A 13,295-nucleotide genomic window follows, 5' to 3' on the forward strand; every position below is an offset into this window, starting at 1 on the left:
GCGTTTTCCTTGTTGCGTCCCTCCCCCCTCCCCACACCCCCCTGGTGGGGGGGGGCCCCCCCCCCCCCCCCCCCCCGCCACGGCCATCGCCAGGCCCCACGGCCAGTGCTGGGACAGCATCAGCGCGCCGCCGAACCCGGTGGCGAGGAACAGCGAGATCGCGGTTCCCAGCGGGACCCGCCAGTCGCCCTCGCTCTGGAACGTCCCGGTCAGGCCGCGGACCAGCAACGTCGTGCCCGCGCCGACCAGCAGCGCGACCCCGGTCATGGCGAGCCACGGGGTGCTCGGCGGCTCGGTGCGGCGGCCCTGGTAGGCGATGTCGGCGACCCGGCCGTGCCAGAGCCTCAGCTCGACCACGGAGCCGACGTCCACGGCGTCGTAGAGCGACTCCCTGACCGGGTAGGTGTCGCTCGGCCCGTTCTCGCGCGCCACCGCGATCCCGTACGAGGTCGAGTCGTTGCCCGGGTCAGCCCACTTCCTCGTCACCCGGCCGCTCTCCGAGCGCAGGCAGTCCTCCTGCGGCCCGGTGGCCTGGGCCCCGCAGGCGGGTGCGTCGAGGTAGGCGCCGCGGGCGTCGTACGCGGCGTCGAACCGGACGAAGCCGATCGCCACAACTGCCAGTCCCAGCAGGGCGAGCAGGCCGCGCAGCAGCAGCGCGCCGGCCGCCCGTCCGCGCCCGCCCCGCAGGCCGTCCGTCTTCCCCATGGGTCCCCTCCCGCCCGTCGGACCAGGTCATTGTGCCCTCGGGGCGGCGCGGGGGCCATCGGTGTCTCCGCACCGCCACGCGTCAACCCCGGCCGCGCGGGTTCGCCGGATCGGGGGGCGCGCGCCCGGTGCGCGCCCGGCGGGCCGTAGCGTCGTCACGGCGGACGGCGAGGGGCGGCCGCGCGGGGCCTTCGGGAGGGGTGGCGGGAGTGCGGGTCGGGCGGGTGCTGGGACTGGTGGCGGCGGCGGTGCTGGTGACGGCGGGGTGCGGCGGCGAGCCGGCGGAGAGGTCCCTGCCGCAACGGGGCGAGGAGCGGCCGACGGCGCTGGTGTACCGGGGGCCGGCCGCCTGCGACGGGTGCCCGGAGGCGGCGCGGGGGCTGCTGGAGCGGGCCGGGTTCGCGGTGCGGTTCATCGGACCCAAGGAGCGGGTGCGGTTCGGCCCGGCGGCGCTGGCCGACGCGGCGGTGTACGTGCAGCCGGGCGGCACCAACGGGCAGGAGGTGGGCACCGCGTGGGACCTGCTGGCCCGCGAACCGGGCTTCTCCCCGGACCTGGTGCGCGCCTACGTGCGCGGCGGCGGCCGCTACCTGGGGCTGTGCATGGGCGGCTACCTGGCCGGCGACCCCGGCTTCGACCTCCTGCCCGGCGACTCCGGCGAGTACATCCGCTCCCCGGACGCCACCGTCACCGACGAACAGGACGGCCTGGTCGACGTCCTGTGGCGCGGCCGCCCGCAGCGGATGTACTTCCAGGACGGCCCGTACTTCGACGTCGACGGCCCGGGCACGGACGTCCTCGCCCGCTACCCCAACGGCCGCACCGCCGCCGCCGTCGCCCCGTACGGCCGGGGCCGGGTCGCGGTCAGCGGCCCGCACCCGGAAGCCCCGGCCGACTGGTACGGCGACTACGGGCTGCCCGACCACTCCGCCACCGGCCTCACCCTCGGCGAGGACCTGCTCCACGCGCTGACCGCCCCCGCCCCGACCGCCGGGCCGTCCCCCACGCCCGCACCCTGAGCCTGACGCCGGACCGGTGGCGCGAAGCGGGTACCCGGTGGCGGCAACAGTCGGCCCCTGCCCCCCGGCAGTGCGCCGGGGGGGCAGGGGCCGCACGGGGACGGGCAGGCCGTCAGCCGTGCGAGAAGGTGATCCGCGGCAGTACCCGGTCCAGCCAGCGGGGGGTGTGCCAGGCGGCGTGCCCGGTCAGGCGCAGCAGGACGGGGAGCAGGACGAGGCGGACCAGGGCGGCGTCGAGGAGGACGGCGGTGCCGAGGACGATGCCCATCTCCTTGGGCGGGAGCGGGCCGGACAGGGCGAAGGTGAAGAACACCGCGACCATGACGCCGGCGGCGGCGAAGACGACCCGGCCGGAGTGGGCCAGGGCCCCGGTCATGGCGGCCTTGGGGTCGCCGGTGCGTTCGTAGTGCTCCTTGGCGGAGGCGAGGAGGAAGACGGTGTAGTCCATCGCGATGGCGAAGATCATCGCGAAGAAGAACACCGGTGCCCAGCCGTCCAGGAAGCCCTGCGGGGTGAAGCCCAGCAGGCCGGCTCCGTGGCCGTCCTGGAAGACCAGGCGGGCGACGCCGAAGGCGGCTCCGGTGGACAGCAGGCTGGCGGCGGTGCCGAGGGCGGCGATCAGCGGGGCGCGCAGGGCGGCGAGCAGCAGCAGGAAGCCGAGGGCCATGACGACGCCGATGACCAGCGGGGTCTTCTCGGTGAGCAGGTGCTGCAGGTCGAGGTTCTCGACGGCGGCGCCGCCGACCATGGTGTCGGCGGGCAGTTCGGCGCGCAGGGTGTGGACGGTGCCGGAGAGGTCGGGGCTGGAGGGGTCGACGGTGGGCACGGCCTGGATCATCGACCAGCCGGAGCCGTCGGCGGCGGCCTGGGCGGGCATGGCGGCGGCGATGCCGGGGGTGGTGGCGACCCGGGCGGCGACCTCGGCGGCGCGGTCGGTGGGGGTGAGGATCTGCAGGGTGCCGGGGGCGCCGGGGCCGAAGGCCTGCTGGACGGCGGTGTAGCCGGCGCGGGCGCTGGCGTCCTCGGGCAGGACGGTGATGGACGGCATCGCGGTGCGCAGTCCGATGACGGGGGCGGCGAGGGCGATCAGTGCGGCGAGGGCGAGGGCGCCGTAGCGCAGCGGGTGCTTCCAGAGGCGTTCGCCCCAGGCGGCGAAGCGCGGGGAGGCGGGTGGGGTGGACTTGGTCCAGGGCAGGGAGAGGGCGTCGACGCGGTGGCCGAGCCGGCCGAGGACGGCGGGCAGCAGGGTGAGGGTGGCGGCGAGGACGAACAGGACGGCGAGCATGATGCCGCCGGCCATCGAGCGGAACGCCGGGGAGGGGACGAGCATCACGGCGGAGAGGCTGACCAGGACGGTGGCGCCGGAGAGCAGGACGGCCTTGCCGGCGGTGTCCATGGTCTCGGCGACGGCGCGCACGGCGCCCTCGTCGGCGCGGCCGGCGGAACGGCCGTCGGCCCGGCGGGCGGCGCGGAAGCGCATGACGAGGAAGAGCGCGTAGTCGATCCCGAGGGCCAGGGCGAACATCATGGCGAAGTTCATCGCCCAGACGGACACCGGGAAGAGGTGGCTGATCAGGACGAGGGAGCCGGCCGAGGCGGCGAGGCCGGCCATGGTGAGCAGCAGGGGCAGTCCGGCGGCGACGAGGGAGCCGAAGGCGAGCACCAGGATGGCGAGGGTGACCGGCCAGGACATGACCTCGGACTTCATCATGGCGTCGTGGTTGGCCTTGTTGAAGTCGCTCCACAGGACGGAGGCGCCGGTGGCGTGGACGCTGACGCCGTCCGTGGACAGGGCGCCGAGCGGTCCCTTGAGGTCGTCGGCGGCGCGGACCATGTCGTCGGGCGAGGCGGCGGCGCCGGCGAGCAGGACGGCGGTGCGGCCGTCGGGGCTGATGGTGGCGCCGGGCTGGGGCGTGACGACGGTGGACACCCGCGGGTCGGCGGCGGCGAGGTCGTGCGCCTCGGTGATCACCTTCTGGACGGCCGGGTCGGTGACGGGGCGGTCGGCGGCGACGACGATCTGGATCGCGGAGGAGGCGTTGCCGGCGAAGTGCCGCTCGGCGAGTTCGCGGACCCGGACGGACTGGGAGCCGTCGGCCTGCCAGCCGGCGCCGGACAGCGCGCTGGTGACCTTGGGGGCGAAGGCGCCGAGGCCGATGACGACGATCAGCCAGCCGACCAGGACGGCCTTGAAGTGCCGGGTCGACCACACCCCGAGGCGGCCGAGCGGCCCGGGTCGGCCGTTCTCGGGGGCGCCGCCGCTGCCGGGGGCGTCGGGGGGCGGGGCGGCGGGCCGTACGGCTTCGGCGGGGCGGTTCACGTGGTGCTCCGTTCTCGGGCGCCGGGGAGGTCCGGAGGCCCGAAAAAATACGGGTGGGGGTATATCGACCAGCGACAACAGCACCCGTCCCGCCTTTCATTCCGCCCCGGCCGCCCCTACCCCGACGACCTCGACCCCGGCCCCCCGCCGGCTAGCCGATCACCGCGTCCACCTCGACCTCCACCAGCCAGCGCTCGTCGATGAAGCGCGACACCTCCACGAAGGTGGTGACCGGGCGGATCTGCGCGAAGCGCTCGCCGTGGGCGCGCGCGGCCTCCCGCCACTGGCTCATGTCGGTGAGCATGACGCGGGTCCGTACGACGTCCGTGAGGGTGGCGCCCGCCTCCCGCAGGGCGGCCTCGGCGATGTCCAGGCAGCGGACGGTCTGGGCGTAGACGTCGCCCTGGCCGACCGTCGTGCCCTGCTCGCTGATCGGGGCGGTGCCCGCGACCGCGACGTGGTTGCCCTTGCGCACGGCGCGGGAGAAGCCGATCCGCGGTTCGAGGGGCGAGCCGGAACTGACTGTCTGTCGAGTGCTCTCCATCGCACCATGGTGCCGCACTAGTGCACCCGTCGGGCCGTCTGCCCGCACGAACGCCCCCGCGCGCCGCCGGACCTGCCCCGGAGCACCCCACCGCACTAGTGCACCAGCCTCAAATAGCCCCACGGCAAGGCTTGTTGGCGCCGACGCGTACGGCGTACATTCGGCGGCATGGAACACCTGGACCATCCGACGGGCACCGATGCCCCCGCCACCGACGTCCCTGCCGCCGACCGCCCCGGCACCGACGTCCTCGTCTCCGGCGCCGGGATCGCCGGCCCCGCCCTCGCCTACTGGCTGCGCCGCCACGGCTTCACCCCCACCGTCGTCGAGCGCGCCGCCGGCCCGCGCCCCGGCGGGCAGGCCGTCGACCTGCGCGGCGCCGGGCGCACCGTGATCGAGCGGATGGGGCTGATGGAGCGGGCCCGCGCGCTGCGCGTCGAGCAGCACGGCATCGCCCTGGTCGACCGGCGCGGGCGGGCCACCGCCCGGATACCCGTCGGGCTGTTCGACGGCGAGGGCATCGTCTCCGAGATCGAGATCCTCCGCGGCGACCTCGCCGACCTGCTGCGCGAGGCCACCGACGGCGTCGAGTACCTCTGGGACGACACCGTCACCGCGCTCGACCAGGACGCCGGGGGCGTCACCGTCACCTTCGAGAACGCCCCCGCCCGCCGCTTCGCCCTGGTCGTCGGCGCGGACGGGCTGCACTCCGCCGTCCGCTGCCTCGCCTTCCGCCCCGGCGACGACCCCGCCGGCCCCGACGGCAGCGAAGGCGCCCACTACCGGCCGCTCGGCGGCTGCCACGCCTGGTTCACCGTCCACGACCCCGCCCTCGCCCGCGAGCTCGACGGCTGGTTCCTGATGTACAACGCCCCCGGCGGCCTGGTCGCCGGCGCCCGCCCCGGCCGGCTGCCCGGCGAGGTCAAGGCCTCCCTCGGCCTGCGCCGCGCACCCGCGGCCTACGACCGCCGCGACACCGCCGCCCAGCGGCGCCTGCTCGCCGAGCGCTTCGCCGGCGCCGGCTGGGAGGTGGACCGGCTGCTCGCCGGGATGCGCACCGCCGGGGACTTCGCCTTCGACACCTTCGGCCAGGTCCACCTCGACCACTACAGCCGCGGCCGCGTCGCCCTGCTCGGCGACGCTGGGTACAGCCCGAGCCCCCTGACCGGCCTCGGCACCAGCCTCGCCCTGGTCGGCGCCTACCTGCTGGCCGGTGAACTCGCCGCCGCCGCAGGCGACTTCCGCACCGCCTTCGCCCGCTACGAGGAGCTGATGCGCCCCTACGCCACCCGGGCCCAGGAGCTACCGCCCGGCGGCCTGCGCGGCTACGCCCCGGACAGCGCCCTGGCGATCCGCCTGCGCGCCGCCTCCATGCGCTGGATGGGCCGCTGGCCGCTGCGCCCCGTGCTGGCCGCCCAGTTCGCCAAGGCCGGCGACATCGCCCTGCCCGACTACCCGCTGCCCGCCCGCACGCTGCCCGCCCGGACCGCCTGAGCCTCAGGCCGCACGCCCCCGCCCGGCTACGCCGTACGCGGCTGGTTGAAGCGCAGCATGTTGCCCGACGGGTCGCGGAAGGCGCAGTCGCGCACCCCGTAGGGCTGGTCCATCGGCTCCTGGAGGACCTCGGCGCCGGCCGCCCGGATGCGCTCGAAGGTGGCGTCGCAGTCGTCGGTGCGGAAGATGACGCCGCGCAGCAGGCCCTTGGCGAGGAGTTCGGCGGCGGCCCGGCGGTCGGCCTCGGAGGCGTGCGGGTCGGCCAGCGGGGGCTCCAGGACGATCTCCACGCCGGGCTGGTCGGGCGAGCCGACGGTGACCCAGCGCATACCCTCGAAGCCGACGTCGTTGCGCACTTCGAAGCCGAGGACGTCGCGGTAGAAGGCGAGCGCCCGGTCGTGGTCGTCGACGGCGATGAAGCACTGCGCGAGTTCGATGCTCATGCCCGTCACGCTACGGGAGCACCGGGGCCGCCGTCGCTCCCGTTCCCCTTCGCCCCCTTGGCCTCCTTCGCCTCCTTGGCCTCCGCGCGCCGCACCGGGCGGGTGCCGATCTTGGCGACGCAGGCCGGGATCGCCGCGCCCTGCTCGTGGTCGCGGGCCCGGTAGGCGCTGGGGCTCTGCCCGACCAGCTCGGTGAAGCGGGTGCTGAAGGAGCCCAGCGAGGTGCAGCCCACCGCCATGCAGACCTCGGTCACGCTCAGGTCCCCGCGCCGCAGCAGCGCCTTGGCCCGTTCGATCCGGCGGGTCATCAGGTAGGTGTACGGGGTCTCGCCGTAGGCGGCGCGGAAGCTGCGCGAGAAGTGGCCGGAGGACATCAGCGCGGTGCGGGCCAGCGCCGGCACGTCCAGCGGCTGCGCGTACTCGCGGTCCATCCGGTCCCGGGCCCGGCGCAGCCGCACGAGGTCGTCGAGCGGCACGCGGCCCGCGGACGGGGACGAGGTAGAAGACGGGGACGAGGACGGGGACGACACACCGGCCACGGTACCGACTGCCACCGACAGACGGCGCCCGGCCGATCCGTCCACCCCGTCCCCCGCCCGGCGCAGCCCGCTCGCGCCCGCCCCGCCGCGCCGACCACCCTGGAGCGGGGGCCGGACGGCGGAGAGGGCGACAGGGGTGGACGGCGAGGACGAGCAGCCCACCGCCCCGCGCGCGCCCGGCAACCGGGCGGTGGTGCTCGGCCTGCTGGCCGCGACCGTCGCGGTGCTGCTCGTCCAGGCGGTCAGCGGCACCAGTGCCCGTCTGGTGCTGCTGCTGGTGTTCCTGCCCGCGCTGCTGGCGGGCCTGGGCACCGTCGCCCAGACGGTGGCGGCCTCGGTGTGGGTGACCGCCGTGGTGGTGGCCCACTCGGTGCTGTTCCCGCCCGGGGACCTGCCGGCCCGCCTGGGCACCCTGCTGGGCGTGGTCGCCGCCGAGGCCGCCGTGATCGGCCTGTGCGCGCGGCGGGTGCGGCGCGAGCGGCAGCTGTCGCGGATGCGGCAGGTCGCCGTCGCCCTCCAGCGCCAGCTGCTGCGCCCGCTGCCCGTCACCACCCCGGACGTGCGCCTGGACGGGCTGTACCGGCCGCTGGAGCAGGACGCCATGGTCGGCGGCGACCTGTACGACGTCGCCGAGACCCCGCACGGCACCCGGGTGCTGGTCGGCGACGTCCAGGGCAAGGGCCTGCTCGCGATCGGGACGGGCTTCGCGGTGCTGAGCGCCTTCCGGGAGGCGGCCTTCCGCGAGCCGCGGCTGACCGCCGTCGCCGACGCCCTGGAGGCGGCGGTGGAGCGGCACAACGCCTACGCGGAGCAGAGCGGCGAGCAGGAACGGTTCGTCACGGCCACCGTGCTCTGCGTCCGCGCCCCGGACAGCAACGACGGGGGCACCGACGACGAGGGCACCGACGACGGGGGCCGCGCCACCGAGGTGCGGGCCGTCAACTGCGGCCACCTCTCCCCCTACCTGCTGCGCCCCGACGGCCGGGTGGAGCCCGTCCCCCTGGACGCCGGGCTCCCGCTCGGCCTCGCCGCCCTGGCCGCCACCGGCGAACCGCGCCCCGAGCGGCGTTTCACGCTGCCCGGGGACGGGGTGCTGGTGCTGCTCACCGACGGCATCACCGAGGCCCAGGACGCCTCCGGCGCGTTCTACCCGGTCGAACGGGGCCTGGCCGACCTCGCCGCCGTCCCCGCCGACGCCCTGCCCGAGGCCCTGGACCGGCGGGCCCGGCGCTGGAGCGGCGGGAGCAGCCGCGACGACGTCACCGTGCTCGCCCTGCGCCCCGCCCCGGAACCGCCGGCCCCGCCGGCCCGGTAGCCCGGTAGCCGCCCGGGACGGGCCGAACAGGGCCGTACGGGGCTGTACACGGCCGTACGGGGCCGTACGGGACCGTCCATGGGGCCGTCCGGCCCTTGACCCCCGGCTGCGGGCTCCACCTGCGGCGATCTAGGGTGCAGGCATGATCCCCACACCGATACCCAGCCCCGAGCCCACCCGGCTCGACGGTCCGACGGACGACTTCCTGACCGACCCCGCCCAGGCGCTGCGGGTGATGATGCAGGGCAACGCCCGGTTCGTGGCGGGCAACCCCGAGCACCCCAACCAGGACGCCGGGCGCCGCGCGGCGCTCGCCCCGGCGCAGCGGCCCTTCGCGGTGCTGTTCGGCTGCTCGGACTCCCGGCTGGCCGCCGAGATCATCTTCGACCAGGGCCTGGGCGACCTCTTCGTGGTGCGCACCGCCGGGCACGTCACCGGCGCGGAGGCGCTGGGCAGCATCGAGTACGGGGTGAGCGTGCTGGACTGCCCGCTGGTGGTGGTGCTGGGGCACGACTCCTGCGGTGCGGTGGCGGCGGCGCTGGACTCCCTGGAGCAGGGGCAGCTGCCGGGCGGTTTCGTCCGGGACGTGGTGGAGCGGGTGACCCCGAGCGTGCTGTCCGCCAGGGCGGCGGGCATCGAGGACCGGGACGGGATCGTGGACGAGCACATCCGCCAGACCGTGGACCTGCTGGTGGAGCGCTCGCAGGCGCTGGCGGCGCGGATCGCCGAGGGGAAGGTGGCCGTGGTGGGCCTGTCCTACCGGCTGCGCGACGGCCGGGCCCGGCTGGTCTCCGCCCGGGGGCCGGTGGGCTGACGGCGGGCCGCCGCGTCCCGCCCGTCGCCGGGGCGCGGACGCCGTCCTCGGGAAACCGGAGTCGCATCCTCCGGAACTCGATGTCCGATCACCGCCAGCGCCCCCGTGCGGGCGGCGGCAGAGTCGGTGACCGGCAACGGTTCCCCATTTCCCGAGGACGGCAGGCTCCCGTGCACAAGGCCATCGATCTCAAGGTCCTGTACTTCGGCACCCCCGTGGTGCTGATCGGCTCGCGCAACGAGGACGGCAGCGCCAACCTCATGCCGATGTCCTCGGCCTGGTGGCTGGGGCAGTCGTGCGTGCTCGGCCTGGGCGACAGCTCGCAGACCGCCGAGAACCTGCGGCGCGAGGGCGAGTGCGTGCTCAACCTGGCGTCCTCCGCGCAGGTGGACGCGGTGGACGCCCTCGCGCTGCTGACCGCCAAGCCGCGGATCGCCGAGTACCGGCTGCGGCAGGGCTACCGCCACGAGCGGCGCAAGTTCGAGGCCGCCGGGCTGACCGAGGTGCCCAGCGAGCTGGTGCGGGCGCCGCGCGCCGCCGAGTGCCCGGTGCAGCTGGAGTGCCGGGTGGAGTCGGCGACGGCGCTGGCGGGCGGCGGGCGCACCGCCTTCGAGGTGACGGTGGTGCGCGCCCACGTCGAGGAGAGCCTGCTGGTGCCCGGCAGCGACCACTACGTCGACCCGGTCGGCTGGGACCCGCTGATCATGAAGTTCTGCGAGTTCTTCGGCGACGGGCGGCGCCTGGCCCCCTCCCGCCTCGCCGAGGGCTGGCAGATGCCCGGGCGGCTGCCCGCCGCCGTGTGACGTGGCGTCCGCCCGGGGCCTCCGCTCGGGACGTTCGCTCACCGGTGGTGCTCAGGGCGCGACGGTCGCCCCGCAGGAGTCGCACACCCGCGTCGCGGGCAGCTCCAGGAAGCAGCTCGGACAGATCGCCGGCGGGCGCGGCGGCGCGGCGACGGCGGCCTTGCGCTCCACCGAGGCCCGCAGGCGCGGGGCCAGGGCCGGCGTGCCGCCGTCGGCGGGCAGGTCGGCGGCGAAGTGCCGGTAGCAGGCCAGGCGGGCGGCGGCCGCGTGCTGCTCGCGGTCCATCTCGGCGGCCACCGGCGGCTGTCCGGCCACCGCCAGCACCTCCTGGTAGCCGGGCCCGACCTTGCCGTCGGTGGCGTGCACCACCAGGGCCGTCAGCGGTGGGTCGCCGCGCCGGTGCGCCTCACGGATCACCAGGGCCAGCACCTTGCCTATCCAGTGCCGCTGGTTGATCCGGGTGCGCACCCCCGAGGCCTCCTGCACCGCCTCGGCCAGGTCCGGGTAGCTGATCACCGCGTGGTAGCGGCGCGCCACCTCCACCAGGGCCGGGTAGGCCGCCCTGGTCCACACGATGTGCGCCTGGCTGGCGCTGACCGCCGAACCGTCCGACGCCCGCCAGTACGTGTGCTGCTCCGTCATCCGCCCGCCCCTGTCCGTCTTGTCCGTTGTGTACGTGTCCGTCCCCCGCGGGCCCCCGCCGGGAGCGAGGCTACCCGGCCCCGGAGCGGCACCCTCGGGCGGGGCCTCGCCTCGGGCGGGGCTTGACTTCAAGTCCTGTTGAAGTCGTGGAATGGGTGCCGACCGCAGCCGTACGGGCAACCCCGCGGTCGATGCCCCGCCCGTACGGAAACCCGTACCGGGGCCGGGGCCGCCGCCTTCCCGATCGTGCCGACGGCGGCCCCGGCCTCCGGGCTCCCCCGTCCACCCCACCCGGCGCCGCGCCCCGCCTCCCGCGCCTCCCGCCTCGCGTGGGCGGGCCGCGCCTGTGAGCCGGAACACGGTTGAGGTTGACCTTGGGTCAGGGTGGAGGCTCCTCTCATCGGGCCCGACGACGACGCGGGCCCCGCGATACGAGGGGGCAGCATGTCCACCACCCACCACTCCACCCACGGCCCGGACCGCCCGGAGCTGCGACGGGCGGTCGAGGAGATCGCCGGATCCGGTTTCCTCGGCGTGCAGGTGCGGGTGAACGACGCGCACGGCGAGTGGGTCGGCACCGCCGGGTCCCGCGAGCTGGGCCGCGAGGAGAGGCCGCCGGCCGACGGGCACTTCCGCGTCGGCAGCGTCACCAAGAGCTTCATCGCGACCTCGGTGCTGATGCTGGTGGCCGAGGGCCGGCTGGCCCTGGACGACCCGGCCGGCGACCACCTGCCCGGGTTCGGGCTGGACCGGCGGATCACGGTGCGGATGCTGCTCCAGCACACCAGCGGGATCTTCAACCACACCGGCGAGCTGGAGGAGGACGGGACGTTCGTGCCGGGGGTCCCGTGGCGGGGCCGGGAGTGGGTGGAGGACCGCTTCCGCACCTACCGGCCCGAGGAGTTGGTGCGGCTGTCGCTGTCCCGGCCGGCGCGGTTCGCGCCGGGGGCGCGCTGGAGCTACGCCAACACCAACTACGTGCTGGCCCGGCTGGTGGTCGAGCGGGTCACCGGCCGGCCGTTCGCCGAGGAGCTGCGGCGGCTGGTCCTGGAGCCGCTGGGGCTGACCGGGACGGTGGCCCCGGGCGCCTCGCCGGAGGTGCCCGAGCCGCACGGCCGCAGCTACTACCGCTACGAGGACGCCGGGCGGGAGCGGACGGTCGACGTCACCCGGCACAACCCGTCCTGGGTCTCGGGCGGCGGCGACATGATCTCGACCACCCGGGACCTGCACGTGTACTTCTCCGCGCTGATGGGCGGCCGGCTGCTGCCGCCCGGCCTGCTGGCCGAGATGCGCGCGCCGGAGGCGACGGTCGGCTACGGGCTGGGGATCTTCGCCCAGGCCACGGACACGGGCACCGTCTTCCACCACAACGGCGCCACCATCGGCTCGGCCGCGCTGATGTACGGCTCGCCGGACGGCGGCACCACCCTGACCGCCGGGCTGACCTACGTGGACGACGCCGACGTGTCCGTCGCCGCGGCGTTCCAGAGCGCCCAGCGACGGCTCGTCGACGAGGTGTTCGGCACCGGGCCCGGCCCCACGGCATCCGGCCGTACGGCAGGCTGAACGGATGGCAAACGGAGTCACGATCGGGCAGGCGGCCGCGTACGTCGGCGTCACGGTGAAGACGGTGCGGCACTACCACCGGCAGGGGCTGGTCGAGGAGCCGCTGCGCGACGCCTCCGGCTACCGGCGGTACGGGTCGGGCGAATTGCTGCGGCTGGTGCAGGTCCGGACGCTGGCCGCCGCCGGGGTGCCGCTGGCGGAGGTCGGGCCGCTGCTCGACGCCGACGGCGAGCGGTTCGCCACCGCCCTCGCCGACGTGGAGCGGCGCCTGACCGAGCGGATCACGGAACTGACCGCGCGCCGCGACACCCTGCACCGGCTCGCCGACGGCGACCGGGCCCTGCTGCCCGACCGCGCCTGCGCGGTCCTGGAGCGGATGCCCGGGCTCGGCCTCGGCCCCGACTACGTGGCGGCGCAGCGCGAGGCCCTGGTGCTGGCGCGGGCGCTGGTGCCGGAGGGCTTCGACGGCCTCCTCGCCCAGCTCGAACTGCGCCTGGACGACCCGGGGTTCGTCGAGCTGACCAGACGCGGCCAGGAGGCCGAGGCCTGGGAGCCGGACGATCCGAGGGTCGAGGAGCTCGCCGCCGCCATGGCCGACCACTACCTCGCCAACCCCGCCCTGCTGGGCGACCCGGCCAGCCTGCGCGCCTGGGCCAGGGCCGCCACCCAGTACCGGCTGATCGACCGCCACCGCGACGACCAGGCCCCGGTCTCGGCCCGGCTGACCGCGCTCACCGAGGCCCGGCTGCGCGCCGCCGGCGTGCCGTCCCCGCACCGGTAGCGCCCCCTGCCGCCCGCGGGAAGCCGGGCCGACTTCCCGCGCGGCCCTCCGCCGGTCACCAGCCCGGCCGGGGCTCCGGGGCGATGGTGATCAGCGGGTGGAAGTGGGCGAGTTCGGCGGGCTCGTCGACGGGGCCGCCCTCGGCCTCGATCCAGGCGTGGGCGCGGAACGGGGCGGTGCGCACGCCGGTTCGCCAGGTCGGCCAGGCGCCCCGGGTGCGGCACAACAGGGCTGCGGCGATGGAGCGTTGGAGCTCGGCGCCGACGCGGCCTTCGAGAGCGGCGCCCGGCTGCCCGAGCGGGTGGAC

General features: G+C 75.9%; 13 protein-coding genes and 1 pseudogene. 7 read left to right on the forward strand and 7 right to left on the reverse strand.

The features are described 5' to 3' along the window. A pseudogene (locus ACWDCZ_RS35555) lies at positions 1-705 on the reverse strand (hypothetical protein); the annotation flags it as partial. 200 nt (positions 706-905) lie between these two features. Between ACWDCZ_RS35555 and ACWDCZ_RS35560 the strand changes: the two are divergent. Further along, complete coding sequence (locus tag ACWDCZ_RS35560; protein ID WP_449818032.1) at positions 906-1,724, forward strand: BPL-N domain-containing protein; 819 nt, start codon at positions 906-908, stop codon at positions 1,722-1,724. A 112-nt stretch (positions 1,725-1,836) separates the two neighbouring features. Here ACWDCZ_RS35560 and ACWDCZ_RS35565 read toward each other — a convergent pair whose 3' ends face one another. Both ACWDCZ_RS35565 and ACWDCZ_RS35570 read right to left on the reverse strand, forming a co-directional pair. Then, positions 1,837-4,044: an MMPL family transporter gene (locus ACWDCZ_RS35565; protein ID WP_449818033.1), complete on the reverse strand. Its 2,208-nt coding sequence runs from the start codon at positions 4,042-4,044 to the stop codon at positions 1,837-1,839. A gap of 151 nt (positions 4,045-4,195) precedes the next feature. Next, a complete protein-coding gene (locus ACWDCZ_RS35570) occupies positions 4,196-4,588 on the reverse strand; it encodes a RidA family protein (protein ID WP_074001088.1) in 393 nt (130 codons plus the stop codon). A 168-nt stretch (positions 4,589-4,756) separates the two neighbouring features. Here ACWDCZ_RS35570 and ACWDCZ_RS35575 point away from each other — a divergent pair, with 168 nt between their 5' ends. Continuing rightward, positions 4,757-6,082, forward strand: coding sequence for an FAD-dependent monooxygenase (locus ACWDCZ_RS35575; protein ID WP_449818034.1), 1,326 nt, complete (start codon positions 4,757-4,759; stop codon positions 6,080-6,082). A gap of 26 nt (positions 6,083-6,108) precedes the next feature. Here ACWDCZ_RS35575 and ACWDCZ_RS35580 read toward each other — a convergent pair whose 3' ends face one another. Further along, positions 6,109-6,525 carry a VOC family protein gene (locus tag ACWDCZ_RS35580; protein ID WP_049654179.1) on the reverse strand — a complete coding sequence of 139 codons (417 nt, stop codon included), beginning with the start codon at positions 6,523-6,525 and terminating at the stop codon, positions 6,109-6,111. A 5-nt stretch (positions 6,526-6,530) separates the two neighbouring features. Beyond that, on the reverse strand, positions 6,531-7,001 hold the full coding sequence (locus tag ACWDCZ_RS35585; RefSeq protein ID WP_387969132.1) for a helix-turn-helix transcriptional regulator: 471 nt from the start codon (positions 6,999-7,001) through the stop codon (positions 6,531-6,533). A gap of 199 nt (positions 7,002-7,200) precedes the next feature. On the opposite strand from ACWDCZ_RS35585, the gene ACWDCZ_RS35590 reads away from it, so the two are divergent. The 3 genes from ACWDCZ_RS35590 to ACWDCZ_RS35600 all read left to right on the forward strand — a co-directional run bounded on the left by ACWDCZ_RS35590 (position 7,201) and on the right by ACWDCZ_RS35600 (position 9,996). Continuing rightward, complete coding sequence (locus ACWDCZ_RS35590; RefSeq protein ID WP_449818035.1) at positions 7,201-8,379, forward strand: PP2C family protein-serine/threonine phosphatase; 1,179 nt, start codon at positions 7,201-7,203, stop codon at positions 8,377-8,379. Positions 8,380-8,614: 235 nt separating this feature from the next. Continuing rightward, the gene (locus ACWDCZ_RS35595; protein WP_049654174.1) at positions 8,615-9,193 is read left to right on the forward strand and encodes a carbonic anhydrase; all 579 of its coding nucleotides are present in this window, start codon (positions 8,615-8,617) and stop codon (positions 9,191-9,193) included. A gap of 170 nt (positions 9,194-9,363) precedes the next feature. Then, positions 9,364-9,996, forward strand: a complete 633-nt coding sequence (locus ACWDCZ_RS35600) for a flavin reductase family protein (RefSeq protein ID WP_449818036.1) — start codon at positions 9,364-9,366, stop codon at positions 9,994-9,996. A gap of 51 nt (positions 9,997-10,047) precedes the next feature. Here ACWDCZ_RS35600 and ACWDCZ_RS35605 read toward each other — a convergent pair whose 3' ends face one another. After that, complete coding sequence (locus ACWDCZ_RS35605; protein WP_234348478.1) at positions 10,048-10,638, reverse strand: hypothetical protein; 591 nt, start codon at positions 10,636-10,638, stop codon at positions 10,048-10,050. A gap of 444 nt (positions 10,639-11,082) precedes the next feature. Here ACWDCZ_RS35605 and ACWDCZ_RS35610 point away from each other — a divergent pair, with 444 nt between their 5' ends. After that, entirely contained in the window at positions 11,083-12,207 is a 1,125-nt protein-coding gene (locus tag ACWDCZ_RS35610; protein ID WP_449818037.1) for a serine hydrolase domain-containing protein, read from the forward strand. Between the two features lie 4 nt (positions 12,208-12,211). Then, positions 12,212-12,988, forward strand: a complete 777-nt coding sequence (locus ACWDCZ_RS35615) for a MerR family transcriptional regulator (RefSeq protein ID WP_449818038.1) — start codon at positions 12,212-12,214, stop codon at positions 12,986-12,988. Positions 12,989-13,043: 55 nt separating this feature from the next. Here the strand turns inward: ACWDCZ_RS35615 and ACWDCZ_RS35620 are convergent. Then, positions 13,044-13,295 (reverse strand): lasso peptide biosynthesis B2 protein (locus ACWDCZ_RS35620; RefSeq protein WP_449818039.1); only part of this gene is annotated, 252 nt, incomplete at its 5' end.

This window comes from Kitasatospora sp. NPDC001225 (genome assembly GCF_053597855.1).